This is a genomic window from Chryseobacterium sp. PMSZPI, assembly GCF_002835665.1.
Classification (GTDB): Bacteria; Bacteroidota; Bacteroidia; order Flavobacteriales; family Weeksellaceae; genus Chryseobacterium.
Window position 1 is genome coordinate 1 of record NZ_PIZV01000041.1, and the last position, 16,803, is coordinate 16,803.

Genomic DNA, 16,803 nt, shown 5'->3' on the forward strand with positions numbered 1-16,803 from the left:
ATTCTTTTTAATAAGTCTGATGTTAACTTTCATAATAAATTGATCTTATTTTAGTCAACTTATTTCAGGGACGTACACTATTTTCAGTCCCATTATCTATAGATGGTTACCATAAATTTAATATCATCATTGTTTAAAAAACATGAAAATATGGGAAAAACTGTTCTTTATAACCTGGATAACTTCCTTCTTCCAGCTCTCAGCTTCCAGCCTGATTAAAATAGAAAATCCTTATCCCGAATTCAGGTATATTTAAAAAAAAGCCGCCCATACATAGATGGCGGCTGTTCTGTGCGTTCAATAGATTTTTATTTTAGTTGCTCATGATCATTTTACGGTAATTGTAAATATCTTCGATGGTGACAACGCTCATTTCTTTTCGGATAGCAAAGTTTACGATCTCAGGAAGCCTGGCCATAGATCCATCTTCATTGGTGAGTTCGCAAAGTACGGCGTCATCCCCAAGGTTAGCCATTTTTACAAGGTCTACGCTGCCTTCTGTGTGACCTCGTCTCTCGAAAACGCCTCCTTTTCTTGCAATAAGAGGGAAAACATGACCCGGACTTGCGATATGCTCGGCTTCCGCATTTGCTGCAACAGCAGTCCTGATTGTTGTTACACGGTCTCTTGCAGATACTCCCGATTCAACGCCTTCTTTGGCTTCAATGGAAATCGTGAATGCGGTTTGATTTTTTGAGTTGTTGTTTTCCACCATCGGACGAAGGTTGAGGTGTTGGCTTTTCTCTTCAGAAATACATAAACAAACGATACCGCTGCATTCGCGGATCAGAAGTGCCATATCTTGTTCTGTAATCGTGGAAGCAGGAAAGATGATATCGCCTTCATTTTCGCGATTTTCATCATCTACCAGTAGGATACCTTTTCCTTTTTGTAATGTTGAAAGTGCTTTTTCTACACGTTCTTTGGATGTCGCTCCAAATTGTTCTAATAATTTTTCCATGTTATTTTACTTTTAAAAGTTAAAATAGTCTTCGGTACATGGAAATGAAATACGATACAACAAGAGTCCATAAGGAATCTTATTGATCATCTCATTTTCTTCTCCCATCCAGACTTTAACTGTCGGTTCCGGAATTTCACCAGATCAGTCCTCTCAAAAGAAAGGAGTCGCGGACTGTAACCGCCGGTAGGGAATTTCGCCCTGCCCCGAAGAAAATTTATACTAAGTTTTGCTGTATGTTGTAATTTAAATTTTTATTTCATTGAATCTTATTTAACGCACAGGCCGCTAATTTCGGGAAGTTTTTTGAAATGAAGAAGAAATTTTTTTATGTTTCTTATTTTGATGTCACAATTTTTTTGTGATGCTTATTAATGAATCTTTTTGACTAGTAGATGATAGGGTGATATTATACTTTTCTTAATATTTTTTCCATTGCTTTTCCTTTGCTCAACTCATCAATGAGCTTATCCAGGTATCGGATGTTTCTCATCAACTCATCTTCAATTTCTTCTATACGATATCCACAGATGGTACCTTTTATTAAAGAAACGTTTGGGTTAATTTGAGGAGCGTTTTCAAAAAAGGATTTAAAATCGGTTCTGTTTTCCAGTATTTTCTGCAGTTCTTTTTCGTTGTATCCGGTGAGCCAGAATATGATCTCGTGAACATCTTCCCGGGTACGTCCTTTTTTTTCTGCTTTTTGAATATAATGAGGATATACGCTGGCAAAGGCTGTAGTATAAATTTTGGTGTTCTGCATCATGATCAGGCTAGTTTTTGAATGGCATTACCAAGTGAAATATTAAATTTATTTGATTTTTCTAGTATAGGATAAAGGCTAACCTTACCATTGCCGGATTTTTTATAGTGTATTTTCGGATGATCTGATGATATTGTATATTTTTTCATTGAATTTATTTTGTTTGATCAGGATTATGAAAAACGAATGTACAAAAAAGTGGGAAGAGAGAATACTTCTTGTTTTATATGATCCATGAAAAAAGTAACCCTGCTTTGGGATAGGCAGGGTTAGGGCTTCATTAACGTCTCTTAGATTGATTTTATATGAATAATAAGAACAGCATAAGAGGTTTCTGAATAATCTTTTATTTCACACTTAAAATAGGTTAGATCTTTTAAAAATTTTTGATGAAAAACATCAACCTTTAATTGTGTATGTATAGGTATTGCTTTAAGTGGATAGCCCTCCAAACTGTCAATTTCATATGAATTGCTAAAGCTGAAAGAATTGAAAATTTCTCTTAAAATACAATTGGTAACAAAAACGAAGGGAACTATCGGGTAATTTTCAAAATGCCCCTTGCATTGATTGGTTGTGAAGGGATCTATGTCTATGACGAACTGGTTTTCTGATAAAGTTTGTGTTATTTTACTTTTCGGAAGTTTTTCGTCATAATAGGAAATGTAATCAGGTTCAAAATAATTTTTATAGAGAACCTTGAAAGTTTCTTTTGGAATAATATAATAGTCTAATTCAAAAGTATATAAGGTTTCTTCAGAAACGAGATCTTTTACTGTAAGATAGGATTTTCCTCTTCTTTTTGATTCCAATTTGCTTTCTCCAACTATTGAGACGGAATTGGGAATTGTTTTATACGACGTTTTTCTTATTCTTAATTTCTCTCCAAGAAAATATATTTTTTCGTTGGTGGTATTGTTTAAAAGTTGGTAAAGACTGCAGCTGCCGAGCGAAGCTAAAGTTTTTAAAAGATTGGAAAAATTTTCATTTTCGAGATTGCAATTAATGAGTTCTGTTTCTATTTTGTTGTTTTTCAATATAATGTGATCCGGAATAGAAATGTACGGCGTTGTTTCCCCTATATAAGGAATGATGTGTTGTTTAATGTTTGTTGTTGTCATTTTGAATGAGGGATTTGTTTGATATTAGGTATAAAAGTTTTGGTCACAGTATAAGTATGCTGTGAAGTAATGTTGTTTTTTTTGCGTTGTGTTTCTTGAATCTGTGCCTGAATTATTTAGCTTTATTTATATTAGGAATTTTTTTAAAAAAAAGCTGATTTGTTTTTTTATGTTGGTGTTTTCTGTTTCATATCAATGAGTTTCACGATTTGTATTTCATTAATTAGTGATTTATTTTACTAATGCAATTTACAAAAAATAAATCATAAACAAGTATGAATAAATATTCACAAAAACAATTGATGAAAAACGCGTTATTTCAGATGTCCTATAGAAAAGGGTAAGAAAAAAGTTATCCACAAATATTTATCCACAAAAAAAATATATTTCGTGAATAAGTATGTTTATTGCTTAATATGTTGTATAATAGTGATTTAATCATCAATTGATAATAATTATAAAAAACACATATATACTTTATCAACAACAAATATTATGGTTGTGAAAAGTTATCCACATTTTTTACAGCTTTGTGGAAATCTTAATCTGTTTTTTTATGCTTACAATATGTTAGCAGAATACATCCTTTCGAAGCCAGGGATTATTCCCTGAAGTATTTGAAAAATAGAGGTGAGTTTGGTGAGAAATTTTTTAAATAGTAAAAGGTAATCCAAGACAAAATCTCAGAAAATATATTTGAATGCGGTAATGTTTTGTTAAACTTCTATTTTGAATCTTTATAAATATTCCAGAAATTAAAATCAGTCATCGGTGCATCTGTTATGCCCACATTTCTGCCCATCGTTACAATTTGGCCTCTGTGATAAGTGCCATGAAGAATTACATGTTGGATATATTCATATTTGGAAAAATCACACTGGAACCATTGGGATTCAATTTTTATATTTTTTGATAAGTCTTCTTCCGATAAGCTTTCCACGTAATCTGCCAATTTTTGTGAATTGTTTTTGATCGCATTGAAAATATCTTCTTTACTCGTTACAGTTGCTATTTTCTCAAAATCAAATTCGTTGTTTTCGGCAATGTAACTCCACCAATATTCCTGTGTTTCCCAAATGTGATGTAAAGTCTTTAAAATAGTTGGAAAACTTGAAATAGTTTCCTGATTAAGCTGTTCGTCAGATTTTGTGGATAACCAGTCGATATATTTATTGACTACCCAATTATTATACTGAACACTTTTGTCGACCAATGTTTTTAAACCCATGATAATAATATTTAAATGATTTGTATTAAAAATGTTAAAGCCCAAAATGCCGGTCTTTATTTATATTGTCCGAATTGATGAGTGCTTTGTTGCTGTAGGTTGCCGCTTCAAATTCATTGATATTGGCAGAAAGGAAAGAAATATCAGGAAATAATTTTGTAAGCTCTGCGACGATTTGTTTTGATAAATCAGCTTTCTGTTCTGTATTTCGTCCCTCCATGATGTGCCCAAAGACATGGAGGAAGTTATTTTTGTTGTTCCCTAACTGATAATATTGATAGGTCTGAAGCCTTACTTTTATGTCGTTGGGAGCAAACAAACCTGTTGATTCAGCAGTTTTGTATACCGTATCCATGATCTCATCAGGTTTTTTTTGCTGAAGGATATCCTGTGAGCAATCTATGATAAAATGAGGCATGATTGTTATTTTTTATTGATTTTGAGATAGATAAAGTTAACGAAAATATGAATTGCCATTGCAAAATAAAAACCGTTCTTTTGAGAACGGTTGTATTTTTATCTGATGTTGTTATTGGGATTCACTGTTATTTCTTTTGAATGTGATTTAATAATTCAAAACATAATTTGTCGATCGAATCATTGATTTCAGAAACATTGGAAAGGATGATTACCGCAGTTTTATCATTATTATCTACAGCCATAGAAGAAGAATATCCGCCCGTACCTCCGTTGTGCCAAACAAATTCTTTGTCGTTTTTGGATTTTAGAATATGCCACCCTAATCCGATTTTCATTTTATCGTCTATAGTAAAAGTAGGCTTTCTTGTTAAGGCCAATTCTTTATTTTTAGGATCAAATTGAGCATTCGCAAATTTTGCCAGATCTTCAGTTGTGGATAACATTCCACCGGCTCCAAATAAAACATCAAAATCCCAGTTGGGAGTAGGGTTGCCGTTTTTCAGATGGCCTTTGATAAGTCTGTTTCCCAGGTTTTCAGAAGCAGTAAAAGAATTGGTCATTCCATATTTGTTGAAAACATTTTTTTGTAATAATTTCTGAAATGTTGTTTTTTGGGATAGCCCAAGGGTATATCCCAATAATCCTGTTCCTAAATTCGAATAAGCATAACCCTTATTTTCAAGACTGAGAAAGTTTTTAAGACAGTCTTCCATATCTTTTTGATGATAATTTTTATAAGGATTAGTTTCGTTGGATAAATCTAAATTACCGGGTAAACGAGGTAATCCTGAAGTATGGTTGGCCAGGCTCTCAAAGCTTAATTTAATATTATTTTTAAAAGCAAAAGGGTAGTAGGTATTAACATGATCATTCAGTTTGATTGTATTCGCTTCCACTAAAGAGGCTAATACTGTTGAAGTAAATACTTTGGTAATAGAACCGATTTCAAAAATTTTATTCTGATTTTCAATAGGTTTTATCATCTCGTTTTCTTTGATAATACCGAAATAATTCGTTTTGCCATTTTGAATGATCGCAATCGACAGTTGGGTGTTATTGGGGAATTCCTTAGCTTTTGAATAAATGGTTTCCGCAATATCTTGTGGATAAGTAGTTAATGCATTTACCGTCTTGCTCTGAGACTCCTTTACTTCTTCATAGGGTTTTATGAATAAGCCATTTATTTTATTTTGTTTGTCCAGTGAAATGTTGATTGCAAATACAGCTTTTTCAAACTGGGTTTTATAAGTGGCATAGGTTGTCTGTTGATAACTTATAAATTCTTTATTCTTGATATCACCTAGTTGGGCTTTTAGATTTGTTAAAAACTGTTTGGTGTTTTCAAGAGGAAGTGCCTTCTGCATTTCAGGGGAAAAAGTATTGAAAATATCATCATATTTTCCTTCATTAAAATTCTTTTGAAATAGATTGATGGCGGTCGTATAGTTTTCAGTTTGTGCAAATATACTGGTGGATAAAAGCAATAATATTAAAAAGGAGAAAAGTTTTTTCATGGTATTGTTCTGGTTAAAATTTAAATAAAATAATAAAATAATTAGTTTTCTGCAGGTTCATAAATAAGCTGTACTACTCCTGATTTGAAAACATTTGTTTTTACAAGTTTTAGATTTAGCTTTTCTTTTAAATCTTCAAATAAAGGTTTTCCATCACCCAGAGCAATTGGATGTACTGAAATTCTGTAGACATCGACAAGATTATTTTGAATGAAAGTTTTGATGAGACTTGCCCCTCCATACAACCAGATGTCTTTTCCGCCCCGGCTTTTTATTTCTGAAACGTTTTCCATAATATCCGAAGTAATGAATGTAGCATTTTCATCCTCTCTGTTTTGGCTTGAAAACACAAATTTATCTTTTGAATGAACAGTTTTCCAAAGTTTTTGTGCTTCATCACCGGCATTTTCATCCGGCTGATAATTTCCCCATGTGTCATAGCTTACTCTCCCATAGAAAATAGTATCAATACTTGAGAGAAAACTGTCAAAATCCATATCATCATCCATAATGCACCAATCGATTTCTCCGTTCGGACCTTCAATAAATCCGTCTAAAGTCGTAGCCAGGTCTAGTATTATTTTTTTCATATTGTATGTGGGTTACTCATTGTTTTTAAGAATAAAATCTGAAATGACTTTCACAAATTCTTTATTGTTTTCAAAATAAAGAATATGTCCACCATTTATTTTTGCAATTTTTTGGTTAGGGAATAAAAACGATGTATAATGATCCTCTCCGATAGAATGATCTTTTGTCCCTGTAATGACTAAGGTAGGTGTTGTGACGGATTGCGTCAATGGAGTATAATCATTCCAATATTCCGGGATTGAAAATGCTTTTTGGGCAAAAGAAAAAGTACTTGGGTTCTTACTATCAATTTTATTTAATAATTGTATATTATTTTTATTGTCGGAGAGCATTTTATAGTTTAATCCCTTTTTACCCAATGCATTTTTCGCTTTGATGAAATCAGGTAATAAGGAAGAATCCGAAAGCGTAAAATCTGTATTCATCAGCTGATTCATATAATTGATTTGTTGCTGTAGAGAATATTTTAGATTCAATGTGCAATTGGCGAGGATGATTCCTTTTATATGTTCAGGATATTTTGAGGCATAATTGATTGCCAAAATCCCACCAAATGAATGGGCGAGAAGGTAAACTTTTTCCGTTTTGTATTGTTGTCTGATTTCTTCAATATCTTCCACCATCCTGTCTAATGCATAATTTCCGTCCTGAGCGTCTCCGGAACGTCCACTTCCCCTTTGGTCATAATAGATCATGGTGAGATGTGACTCTAGCTTATTACCACCTAATTCTTCAAACGATTCACTCCATGCACCAGGCTCGCCATGTATAAAAATGCATAATGGTCCTTTGCCGGCTTTTTTAGTGAATAACTTTACATTGTCACTGGTAAGTAGTGAATTGTCTTTTTTGTCCTGAGCGCTTATTTGAATAATCAATAAGAAAAGGAAAATGAGTTTTAAAAATTTGGTCATTGTTTTATGAAACATAAGTGATAGTGGTAATGATCATGAAATTTAATAAAAAAAGTTTCAAAAATAGTAGTTATGTAATTATAAAACCACTCTTTATTAGCAGAGTGGTTAATCTATAGTTTGATATTAAGCAGTATGTTATTGATTATTGTTTTTAAACCATTCTCCGGCAATATCATCTTTTTCAGTGTTGGCTTGTGTTCTTCCGATTTGCCATGCTTCCGGTATAAGGGAAAGATTGAGCATATCTGTTCCATTTTTTGTAAGTGTTAGAAATTCGGCTGAAGGGGTGATTACCTTAACTTTTGAACCATTTTTACGAAGAAATTCAATTTCTGCTAAAAGCCCTTGGTTTAAAATATCTTGTGGGGTGTTATCCGCAGAGATATCCAATGAAAAACAAGAAATGACAATTACAGAATCATTACCAACTGCTGCATCAGCATTTATCATACTTCGGACTCCGCCATCAACGTATCGATCACCGTTAATGGTTACGGGTGGGAAAATCCCTGGTAAAGCACGGCTGGAGGCTACTCCTATTTTCAGCTCCACCTCCGAGTCTTTATCCCATAAAGAAAATATTCCTGTGGTAGCACTTACGGCAGTAGCTTTAAAATTTTTTGGCCAGGCATATCCATCTAAATTATCAATACGTTGTAGTGCTTGTTTTTCCGTCATCGTATTAGCCTCTAAGGCACTCTTACCAATTATTTTTCTTATGCTTTCAGGATCAGATGATACAGCGGCCTTTGCCATGAGCGGATATAATTGAGTAAACGCATCTGACGGTGTGTAATTAAAATCGGTATATGCAGTAGGTACTGCAGGTATATTTTTTATGTCAAATATACCGAGTGCCAGCTCAATACCCATTTGGGAGCCTGCAGAAGTACCAATAATTACATCAGCATTTTGCAGTTGCACATCATCTTCTATGAGTTGTGATATTAAACCGGATAACCAGGCTTTTCCTACTTGTCCACCGCCACCTAATACTAAGGCTCTTGTTGGCTTTTCTTTTTCCATATTTGTTTTTTTTATTTAATTTATAAATTTTTGTAAATCAGATGTGTATGTGTTTTTCAAATGTACATATTATACTGATATAATTATGTGTATGTATAAAAATAAAAAGCCGTTCTGTTGTAAGGAGAACTATCTAAACATTTATTTCTGTTACCTATGGGAATTTTTATCTAGAATTAGTAACAAAGTTTTAATTCTTATTTTAAAATAAAGGCTCTCCATTAAGATCCGTTGTCAGCACCTCACTCATATAATCAAAAAAAGGACGCATTGCCAGTAAGGTTTGAATAACTTCCTTTTGAAAATTATCAGATAAAACTTCTTTATCGGTAAATTTTCGTAGGACTAGATATTGCTTTTTTCTGATTAAATCGATGGCCGGATGATCTTTATCAAAACCCCTGGGAGCTGTTTTTACGGAATCACCTTTAAGTTCTCCGAAATATTTGACAAAGGTTTTATCAGATGTGATTTTATCAATTTCTGTAGTGCTGATTTCAAATTCTTTACGGATACGAAGTAAGTCCTTGGCTTCAGGTCCCCAAAAACCACCGCCTACAAAGCTGTTGCCAGGTTCCAATTGAATATAATATCCACCTCTTAACATTGGCTTGGAACGGGAATAGCCAACTCCGAAATCAGTTTTATAAGGGGTTTTATCTTTAGAAAAACGAACATCCCTGTAAATTCTGAAAATATGAATTCCTTTAAGATTATCGTGATCCTGAAGTTCAGTATAAATCTGATTGAAAAAAACTTTGTTTTCTTTTACAACCGCATCATATTCTGTTTTGTGCTGGGTAAACCATTCGCGGTTGTTGTTTTTTTCTAACTTTTTAAGAAATTCAAATGCTTTTTTCATAAGTACGTAAGAATGTTTGAAGTTATATGTTTGTAATGCAAATTTATGTCAATACAAAATATCTTTAGTAATAACCACCGACAAGTTTTACATAATAAACTTCGTCTCCCATTGTATACATGCTTAAGATGCTTCCATCTTCAAGTTGTCTGGTTTTTTGACCAAATTTTGTTCTGTCTATAAAGCTGAATTTGTCCAGTTGAACAAGCACATCGCCAGGGTCTATAACACAAATAGGGCTTTGTTCGGATTTTCCATCTCCACTTTTTTCGATTGTTTTTTTGATTAAATCTAACTGTTGTTCAACAATATTGAGTTTTTTCTCATCTTCAATGGTACTATATAAATAAACCATTCCTTCTAAAACAAACTTATTTAGAGGATTTTTTTTATATCTAACTTCGGCTTCAGCTATTATTTTTTCAGCTTTCACTTTTGAAAGTTTTTTTTGGGTTTGTTTCCATATTTTATCATAATCAGTATTGTAATCGCCGATGCTATAATCACTTTTAATGAATTTACTGCCATAATAAAGCTGATTGAGTTCTTCCTGAGATAAACTATTTGGATTTATTTTAAACTTTTCGAGTAACGGAAAATAATTTTCTTTTGGATTTTCTGTAACATTCCTTTTAATCAGGTCAGTATCTATTTGTGCATAGAATACCTGAAAAATTAAAATTAAAATACCTGAAATAATATGTTTTCTCATTTGAATTTATTGATTTTGAGTTAATCTATTTTTATGAACGGGAAAAGGGCGTTGAAGTATGATGGATAGGTTAGCTGTTATTTTTACTACTGATTACAATGCCGTTTCTGGCTGCATTGCTGTAACTTTTTCTTCAATGTTCTATCGCTTGTTTGTACTTGCAGTGAGTACACTCTCGCTGATATCTGCCACCTGTATGCTTTTAATAGCTGAGCTGGTGAGGGACGTTGTACTTCCGCCGATGATGTATAGTTTATTGTTATATACTTCCGCAGCAGCGTGTCTTCTGGGAACCATATTGGATGACAACTGATGTAATGTATTGGTTGTCGTATCAAAATAGGCCAGAAAACTTTGATTATTCACACCACCTACAATAAAAATTTTATTACCGGATACCGCTAATGAGTGCCCGTATATACCAGCAGGCATCGTATATTGATTGGTCCAGAGATTAGTCTTGAGATCATAAACATTGATCAGTCGGGATGGGGTACCGTTAAAACCTCCAATGACATAAAGCTTATCATTCACAATTTTTCCCTTTGTTTCTCTGGCTGTGGGCATATCTGGTAAGGAATTCCATGTATTGGAAGCAATATCATAGTATTGAAATCTATTAGAAAATTTAGTGGTTGCAGCGCCGTTTAATCCGCTACCGCCGAACACATATATTTTGCCATTATGGATGGCAGAACCTGCATTTCCTGTATAGGAACGATTAACAGTCCCCTTCGTTATGGTATTGGTGGCAAGATCTACAATTTCAAGATGGCTGTTTCCCCAACCGTTAAAAATATAAATTTTATTATCGTAAGCCTCCGAATTTGCAAATTTTTTGGTAAGTAGGGTAGAATTGAGAATACTCCAGCTGTTATCTGTAATATTATATTTTTCAATATACTTCGCGTCACCTCCTTTTTCCTGATATCCATTGCTGACATAGATATTATTATTCACAATTACACTGGTTGTGGCTCCTCTACCTGCAGACATATTGGTGAGACTTTTAAAATGAAGTGTTTGTGCGTGGGCTAAGAGTGAAGCCAATAATGAAAGGAAAAATAATTTTGTTTTCAAAGGTGTTAGTGCTTAGTATTTATTTTATTTAAGTTTTTTTTATGGAATAGCTTGGTTTAAAGATAGGAAAAAGTTGAAGAGAATTTTCTAAAATCGTTTTTTAGTAAAATGAGCGTAAAGATATTTTTGTTATAAACAGAACGACTTCACTTAGGCTCTGCATTTCATCATTGGGTACGTCTACACCGCTATTCGAAGTCTCCTGACTTCGGATGATTTATTTTATTTATGCAAAGTCTAGAGACTTTGCGGAGCAGAGATTTTATTCATTTTCATTAAAGTCATCCTGTCTGCAAATTAAAGCTCTAATTCCATAAATATTCTTTTCTGAAATTCCATATAGATTAATACGCCATCCATTGAAAATCCATGCGTTATATTTTATTTTGTCTGATGGAGTGGTAACCTTAACTTGTTTTCCTATCTTATTTAATTGTTCCTGAATTTCTGAATATTTCTCTCTGAATCTTTTATCACTTTCAAGATAGTTCTCGTTTCTGATGGGATAGAAGTCTTTACCAACAGAATGAACAAAAATTGTCTTATCCCAATCTAAGAAGATTGCTTTTAGCATTTCATCTTTTTTAACAAATAAATAATCAATGTTTTGGGTGATATATTCATTTTCAGATTTTAAATAATTAATTGTTTCTACTTCAATCTTATTAAACTTTTTGGGAAAATAGGAATTATGATTGATGCTGTTTCTTCTTTTTTGAAGGTCAGTCCCCTTTGTTTTCTTTTCAAAATTAATTATTTCTTTTTTCGAAATAGCATTCTTATCAGATAAGAAGGAGAGTAACTGTACAATACTGTCAGACTTAATATATTGTATTGTGTCATGAGTGTAATTAACTTTAGTAATGTCAATATTGTTATCATTTACTTCAAAAAAGCCAAATGAGTTATATCCATTTTGGAATTTTAAAAATTTGTATTTGTTTTGTTTATTTCTGAATTGATTATGCCAAGAAAAAAATCTGTATTTTTCATTAAACTCTTTAACAATTTCCACTTTATTCTGGCTAACTTTGGAAATAGCTGTTTTATCTTTTAGTTGGGTAATCTGATATAAATTATTATTAGTAACAAAGGAAGTTATGAAGGCATAATTTAGTTTATCAATAGAATTTCTAACATAAGGATCAAATTCTATTGTATCTCTATATATAAGCTTAATTCCCTTGACGTAATCATAGGAAGTAAATATTCCATTTTTTTTATTGTTAATTACATTGTAGTACTGATCAGAGTTGCATTTATTGAGTTCTTTAGGATTTCGGATTTCCCAGATTGAAGAAACATTTGTTATGTGAAATTTTCCGAAAAGGAAATTAATGTCTTGACCATTGAGACTTGTGAAATGTTCTGATTTGTTTTTTTTATTGATAAACCAGGTTGCTTGTCCCCATTCTCCAAAACTTTTATACATAACTTTGTAGTTGTTATCAGTATAAACTAAATCATCTCCTTTGGTTGTTTTGATAAATTTGTTTGTATTTATATCAAAAATATACCTTTCATTATTATTTTGTTGGATATAGAGTTGATTATCAGACATGAAAAAATCTAAATAATAACTACGGGAAAGATCTTCAGGTAATATCACAGTCCCTAGTATTTCTCCCGAAATGTTATATTTTACCAAATATTTTTGGGAATGTCCCATATAATATAATTGATCCTCCTGAAATATAGAATAATATTCATTCTTAAATTTTAATGAGCTTATCATCTGAATTCGGGAAGCAGGTCTGAAAATTTCTCGAGTGTTGATTTGAATGAGACGCTCGTTTATATTGAAAGTTTGGCTGCTGACGTTAAAAAAAAATAATACGTTAATGTAAGTTAATAGATAATTTAAAAATTTCATGATATTCAAATATTAAGAAATATTTTTAGTTGAACTTTAAATTTGTAGATTTCTGGGGTATATATTTTATTGATGCAAGAGGAGAAGGCTTTGCACAGTTGGGGGGGCGCTCTCCGAAGTCTCCTGACTTTGGAGTTTTTTTTAAGATTTATTTTTATGTTTCTGGCTCAAAGTCAGAGACTTTGCGAAGCAGGGAATTTGTTTTTAATATACTCTTATTACTGCTTTTTCTGGTAAATAATTGTCGATTTTTTCTCTTTCAATTATTTCCTTTTCAGTTTTTCCGAAATCAGTTGAAAGCGATGTGATTTTTGCACTAGACTCATGTTGATAAATTTTCTCATTTAATGGTTTTAAAATATTCATAAATTCATTATTCATAAAAGGTTCAATGAAGCAAAGACTTTTGTTTTTCCCTTTGTAATTAAAATTTATAAACTTTCTTTTTCCTGCAAAACCTTGATTCTTGTTTAATTTTTTTTGTGCCACAAAAGCTTGTAAATCCTTTTCTGCAAGTAAGTTTAATTTTTCAACCTATTCTTGAGTTAATTTATATTGAAAGAAATTTTTTCCATCCCAACTATCTGAATAGACAATTAAGTTCCCTTTTTTATCAATTGTTGTATAAGTTGAAATTTCAACATTCCCATTTTTTTGAATTTCATAATCAACAATTTTTAGATTTTTAATTTTTAGATTTTGAGCATTTAAAACACATGTGATAAAAATGGAAAAAATGATTATTGGGGTTTTCATTTGTTTTTGTTTTTTACAATTTCTGTTATCATCCAAATTTAAGTATTGTATCAATATATAATGTATACAATTGCGCTGATGTTGTTTTGGTTTTAGCTATATATTTTTTAAGGTCTAAATATACTATTTCTTAATGAAAACCATGATAAAACAAAAAACCGCCCTGCAAAAGCAGAACGGTTTATATATTAAATTTGTCTTAGCGATTCGCTATTACATCATTCCTGGCATTCCACCACCCATTGGCATAGCTGGTTCAGCGCTCTTTACTTCAGTGATTACACATTCAGTTGTAAGAAGCATTCCAGATACAGAAGCTGTATTTTCAAGGGCAACTTTTTTACTTGTATTGTTGTATGTATGTATCCTTGTCAAGGTTTAAAACCTTGACAAGGATTGACAGGCACTTTTGCCAAAAAACTTAAATCTTACAAACAAAAAAACCGTTCCACAAAAGCAGAACGGTTAGTATATTAATTTGTCTCAACGACACGTTGTTACATCATTCCTGGCATTCCACCACCCATTGGCATAGCTGGTTCAGCGCTCTTTACTTCAGTAATAACACATTCAGTTGTAAGAAGCATTCCAGATACAGAAGCTGCGTTTTCAAGAGCAACTCTTGTTACTTTAGTTGGATCGATGATACCTGCTTCAAGCATGTGAACATACTCGTCAGTTTTAGCATTATATCCGAAGTCTCCAGAACCTTCTGCTACTTTAGCAACGATTACAGAACCTTCACCACCTGCGTTAGCAACGATTTGTCTTAATGGCTCCTCGATAGCTCTCTTAACGATTTTGATACCTGTAGTTTCGTCTGCGTTGTCTCCTTCAAGATTGTTTAATGAAGAGATTGCTCTTACTAAAGCAACTCCACCACCTGCAACGATACCTTCTTCTACAGCGGCTCTAGTTGCGTGTAATGCATCATCAACTCTGTCTTTTTTCTCTTTCATTTCTACTTCAGAAGCAGCCCCTACGTAAAGTACAGCAACACCACCAGCTAACTTAGCTAATCTTTCCTGAAGTTTCTCTCTGTCGTAGTCAGAAGTTGTAGTTTCCATCTGAGCTTTGATCTGAGCTACTCTTCCTTTGATTTTTGCTTCGTCACCACCTCCGTTTACAACCGTTGTGTTGTCTTTATCGATCGTTACTTTCTCAGCAGTTCCAAGCATATCTAAAGAGATGTTTTCCATAGTGAAACCTTGCTCTTCAGAGATCACCTGCCCACCTGTAAGGATTGCGATATCTTCTAACATTGCTTTTCTTCTGTCTCCGAATCCCGGAGCTTTTACAGCAGCTATTTTAAGAGAACCTCTTAGTTTGTTTACTACTAAAGTAGCTAAAGCTTCACCTTCAACTTCTTCAGAGATAATTAATAAAGACTTACCACCTTGCGCGATTGGCTCAAGAACCGGTAATAATTCTTTCATTGAAGAAATTTTCTTCTCTACTAAAAGGATATATGGGTTTTCTAGTTCAGCTAACATTTTCTCAGGGTTAGTCACGAAGTAGGGTGACTGGTAACCTCTGTCGAACTGCATACCTTCTACAACATCTACAGTTGTATCAGTACCTTTAGCCTCTTCAACAGTGATTACTCCTTCTTTACCAACTTTTCCGAAAGCTTCAGCAATTAAAGTACCGATAGTATCGTCGTTGTTAGCAGAGATAGAAGCAACTTGCTTGATTTTTTCTGAAGAATCTCCAACCTCCTGAGATTGAGATTTAAGGTTCGCAACCACTGAAGTTACAGCTTTGTCGATACCTCTTTTAAGATCCATTGGGTTAGCACCGGCAGCTACGTTCTTAAGACCTTCTCTTACGATAGCCTGTGCCAATACAGTAGCGGTAGTAGTACCGTCTCCTGCAATATCATTAGTTTTGGAAGCAACTTCTTTTACCATTTGCGCTCCCATGTTTTCTACCTTATCTTCAAGTTCGATTTCTTTAGCTACAGAAACCCCGTCCTTCGTTACGTGTGGAGCACCGAAAGATTTTTCAATCACTACGTTTCTTCCTTTAGGACCTAAAGTTACTTTTACTGCATTTGCTAATGCATCAACACCTCTTTTTAAAGCATCTCTTGCTTCGATATCGAATTTTATTTCTTTTGCCATCTTATTTAGATATTAGATGCCAGACGTCAGATATTAGACGCCAAGCATTGTTTGAAAATTATTTTTTATTCAGTTTTAAGTCTGAAATCTGATGTCTTATATCTGGGGTCTTATCCGATGATCCCTAATAAGTCAGCTTCTCTTACGATCAAGTAATCTTTCCCTTCTAACTTCAATTCAGAACCTGAATATTTTCCATAAAGAACTTTGTCACCTACCTGAACAGTTGTAGGTTCATCTTTTTTTCCAGGACCTACTGCCACTACAGTACCTTCTTGCGGCTTTTCCTTTGCAGTGTCCGGGATAATGATTCCTGAAGCTGTTTTAGTTTCTGCTGCGATTGGCTCTACCAGAACTCTGTCTGCCAATGGTTTAAAGTTTACTGACATAATATATTTATTTTTTAATTATTTCTGTCTTGTAATTCTCTAAATGTATGCCATCAGCTGCCAATGGATGAAATGGCAGACTTTTGATCAGGGATGTGAAAATTTGGCAGAAAAATTATTTTGCCCGTTTGGGAAATCCGAAGAGATAACTGGTCATAACAGGCACCAGAAACAGAAGAACAGTGACTGTTGAAACCATAATTTCCATGGTATGGCTGCTTAAAAAATGGGCAAAAGTAGTATCGGGATAGAAGTGTTCGTATAAAGACAAGGTGAGTTTAACTCCTAAAATGGCAATAACGAGAAATGCTGCCGTTTCCAGAAAAGGAAATTTTTGCATGAGACGAACAAACCATTGGGCAATGAATCTCATCGCCAAAATACCAATGAATACACCAAGCGTAATGAGAAGAATATTATCAGAAAAAGCTACAGCGGCAAATACATTGTCTATGGAAAAAGCAAGG

The 16,803-nt window shown here is 33.3% G+C and carries 20 protein-coding genes and 1 riboswitch; all 20 genes read right to left on the reverse strand.

Annotated elements, in window-relative coordinates:
- Nucleotides 1-313: 313 nt before the first annotated feature.
- Complete coding sequence (ribB, locus tag CW752_RS08735; RefSeq protein ID WP_101239345.1) at nucleotides 314-961, reverse strand: 3,4-dihydroxy-2-butanone-4-phosphate synthase; 648 nt, start codon at nucleotides 959-961, stop codon at nucleotides 314-316.
- 92 nt (nucleotides 962-1,053) lie between these two features.
- Nucleotides 1,054-1,179: riboswitch (FMN riboswitch) on the reverse strand.
- 191 nt (nucleotides 1,180-1,370) lie between these two features.
- Nucleotides 1,371-1,724 carry a DUF2200 domain-containing protein gene (locus CW752_RS08740; RefSeq protein ID WP_101239360.1) on the reverse strand — a complete coding sequence of 118 codons (354 nt, stop codon included), beginning with the start codon at nucleotides 1,722-1,724 and terminating at the stop codon, nucleotides 1,371-1,373.
- Nucleotides 1,725-1,729: 5 nt separating this feature from the next.
- Nucleotides 1,730-1,873: a hypothetical protein gene (locus CW752_RS16880; protein WP_185117602.1), complete on the reverse strand. Its 144-nt coding sequence runs from the start codon at nucleotides 1,871-1,873 to the stop codon at nucleotides 1,730-1,732.
- A 141-nt stretch (nucleotides 1,874-2,014) separates the two neighbouring features.
- Entirely contained in the window at nucleotides 2,015-2,845 is an 831-nt protein-coding gene (locus tag CW752_RS08745) for a hypothetical protein (protein ID WP_101239346.1), read from the reverse strand.
- 724 nt (nucleotides 2,846-3,569) lie between these two features.
- Nucleotides 3,570-4,073, reverse strand: coding sequence for a DinB family protein (locus CW752_RS08750; protein WP_101239347.1), 504 nt, complete (start codon nucleotides 4,071-4,073; stop codon nucleotides 3,570-3,572).
- Between the two features lie 34 nt (nucleotides 4,074-4,107).
- Complete coding sequence (locus tag CW752_RS08755) at nucleotides 4,108-4,491, reverse strand: 5-carboxymethyl-2-hydroxymuconate Delta-isomerase (protein WP_101239348.1); 384 nt, start codon at nucleotides 4,489-4,491, stop codon at nucleotides 4,108-4,110.
- Between the two features lie 127 nt (nucleotides 4,492-4,618).
- Nucleotides 4,619-6,007, reverse strand: a complete 1,389-nt coding sequence (locus tag CW752_RS08760; protein WP_101239349.1) for a serine hydrolase — start codon at nucleotides 6,005-6,007, stop codon at nucleotides 4,619-4,621.
- Between the two features lie 41 nt (nucleotides 6,008-6,048).
- Nucleotides 6,049-6,597, reverse strand: coding sequence for a dihydrofolate reductase family protein (locus tag CW752_RS08765; protein WP_101239350.1), 549 nt, complete (start codon nucleotides 6,595-6,597; stop codon nucleotides 6,049-6,051).
- A 12-nt stretch (nucleotides 6,598-6,609) separates the two neighbouring features.
- Complete coding sequence (locus CW752_RS08770) at nucleotides 6,610-7,512, reverse strand: alpha/beta fold hydrolase (RefSeq protein WP_101239361.1); 903 nt, start codon at nucleotides 7,510-7,512, stop codon at nucleotides 6,610-6,612.
- Nucleotides 7,513-7,650: 138 nt separating this feature from the next.
- Nucleotides 7,651-8,541, reverse strand: a complete 891-nt coding sequence (locus CW752_RS08775) for a patatin-like phospholipase family protein (RefSeq protein ID WP_101239351.1) — start codon at nucleotides 8,539-8,541, stop codon at nucleotides 7,651-7,653.
- A gap of 202 nt (nucleotides 8,542-8,743) precedes the next feature.
- Nucleotides 8,744-9,403: a DUF2461 domain-containing protein gene (locus CW752_RS08780; protein ID WP_101239352.1), complete on the reverse strand. Its 660-nt coding sequence runs from the start codon at nucleotides 9,401-9,403 to the stop codon at nucleotides 8,744-8,746.
- Nucleotides 9,404-9,467: 64 nt separating this feature from the next.
- Nucleotides 9,468-10,115 carry a DUF4919 domain-containing protein gene (locus CW752_RS08785; protein ID WP_101239353.1) on the reverse strand — a complete coding sequence of 216 codons (648 nt, stop codon included), beginning with the start codon at nucleotides 10,113-10,115 and terminating at the stop codon, nucleotides 9,468-9,470.
- 141 nt (nucleotides 10,116-10,256) lie between these two features.
- Nucleotides 10,257-11,195: a Kelch repeat-containing protein gene (locus tag CW752_RS08790; protein WP_133121674.1), complete on the reverse strand. Its 939-nt coding sequence runs from the start codon at nucleotides 11,193-11,195 to the stop codon at nucleotides 10,257-10,259.
- 262 nt (nucleotides 11,196-11,457) lie between these two features.
- A complete protein-coding gene (locus CW752_RS08795) occupies nucleotides 11,458-12,930 on the reverse strand; it encodes a hypothetical protein (protein ID WP_101239355.1) in 1,473 nt (490 codons plus the stop codon).
- 342 nt (nucleotides 12,931-13,272) lie between these two features.
- On the reverse strand, nucleotides 13,273-13,557 hold the full coding sequence (locus CW752_RS08800) for a hypothetical protein (RefSeq protein ID WP_101239356.1): 285 nt from the start codon (nucleotides 13,555-13,557) through the stop codon (nucleotides 13,273-13,275).
- A 45-nt stretch (nucleotides 13,558-13,602) separates the two neighbouring features.
- On the reverse strand, nucleotides 13,603-13,824 hold the full coding sequence (locus tag CW752_RS08805; protein ID WP_101239357.1) for a hypothetical protein: 222 nt from the start codon (nucleotides 13,822-13,824) through the stop codon (nucleotides 13,603-13,605).
- 213 nt (nucleotides 13,825-14,037) lie between these two features.
- Nucleotides 14,038-14,199 carry a hypothetical protein gene (locus CW752_RS16885; RefSeq protein ID WP_185117603.1) on the reverse strand — a complete coding sequence of 54 codons (162 nt, stop codon included), beginning with the start codon at nucleotides 14,197-14,199 and terminating at the stop codon, nucleotides 14,038-14,040.
- A gap of 122 nt (nucleotides 14,200-14,321) precedes the next feature.
- A complete protein-coding gene (groL, locus tag CW752_RS08815; protein ID WP_101239359.1) occupies nucleotides 14,322-15,947 on the reverse strand; it encodes a chaperonin GroEL in 1,626 nt (541 codons plus the stop codon).
- Between the two features lie 110 nt (nucleotides 15,948-16,057).
- Entirely contained in the window at nucleotides 16,058-16,336 is a 279-nt protein-coding gene (gene groES, locus CW752_RS08820) for a co-chaperone GroES (protein ID WP_002976538.1), read from the reverse strand.
- A 115-nt stretch (nucleotides 16,337-16,451) separates the two neighbouring features.
- Nucleotides 16,452-16,803, reverse strand: a 352-nt coding sequence (locus CW752_RS08825) for a TerC family protein (RefSeq protein ID WP_117614367.1), incomplete at its 5' end; no start/stop codon positions are given.

Bases quoted from the DNA above. Each gene is read 5' to 3' on its own strand.
- ribB (WP_101239345.1), bottom strand. From the start codon at position 961: ATGGAAAAATTATTAGAACAATTTGGAGCGACATCCAAAGAACGTGTA.
- CW752_RS08740 (WP_101239360.1), bottom strand. From the start codon at position 1,724: ATGCAGAACACCAAAATTTATACTACAGCCTTTGCCAGCGTATATCCT.
- CW752_RS16880 (WP_185117602.1), bottom strand. From the start codon at position 1,873: ATGAAAAAATATACAATATCATCAGATCATCCGAAAATACACTATAAA.
- CW752_RS08745 (WP_101239346.1), bottom strand. From the start codon at position 2,845: ATGACAACAACAAACATTAAACAACACATCATTCCTTATATAGGGGAA.
- CW752_RS08750 (WP_101239347.1), bottom strand. From the start codon at position 4,073: ATGGGTTTAAAAACATTGGTCGACAAAAGTGTTCAGTATAATAATTGG.
- CW752_RS08755 (WP_101239348.1), bottom strand. From the start codon at position 4,491: ATGCCTCATTTTATCATAGATTGCTCACAGGATATCCTTCAGCAAAAA.
- CW752_RS08760 (WP_101239349.1), bottom strand. From the start codon at position 6,007: ATGAAAAAACTTTTCTCCTTTTTAATATTATTGCTTTTATCCACCAGT.
- CW752_RS08765 (WP_101239350.1), bottom strand. From the start codon at position 6,597: ATGAAAAAAATAATACTAGACCTGGCTACGACTTTAGACGGATTTATT.
- CW752_RS08770 (WP_101239361.1), bottom strand. From the start codon at position 7,512: ATGACCAAATTTTTAAAACTCATTTTCCTTTTCTTATTGATTATTCAA.
- CW752_RS08775 (WP_101239351.1), bottom strand. From the start codon at position 8,541: ATGGAAAAAGAAAAGCCAACAAGAGCCTTAGTATTAGGTGGCGGTGGA.
- CW752_RS08780 (WP_101239352.1), bottom strand. From the start codon at position 9,403: ATGAAAAAAGCATTTGAATTTCTTAAAAAGTTAGAAAAAAACAACAAC.
- CW752_RS08785 (WP_101239353.1), bottom strand. From the start codon at position 10,115: ATGAGAAAACATATTATTTCAGGTATTTTAATTTTAATTTTTCAGGTA.
- CW752_RS08795 (WP_101239355.1), bottom strand. From the start codon at position 12,930: ATGATAAGCTCATTAAAATTTAAGAATGAATATTATTCTATATTTCAG.
- CW752_RS08805 (WP_101239357.1), bottom strand. From the start codon at position 13,824: ATGAAAACCCCAATAATCATTTTTTCCATTTTTATCACATGTGTTTTA.
- groL (WP_101239359.1), bottom strand. From the start codon at position 15,947: ATGGCAAAAGAAATAAAATTCGATATCGAAGCAAGAGATGCTTTAAAA.
- groES (WP_002976538.1), bottom strand. From the start codon at position 16,336: ATGTCAGTAAACTTTAAACCATTGGCAGACAGAGTTCTGGTAGAGCCA.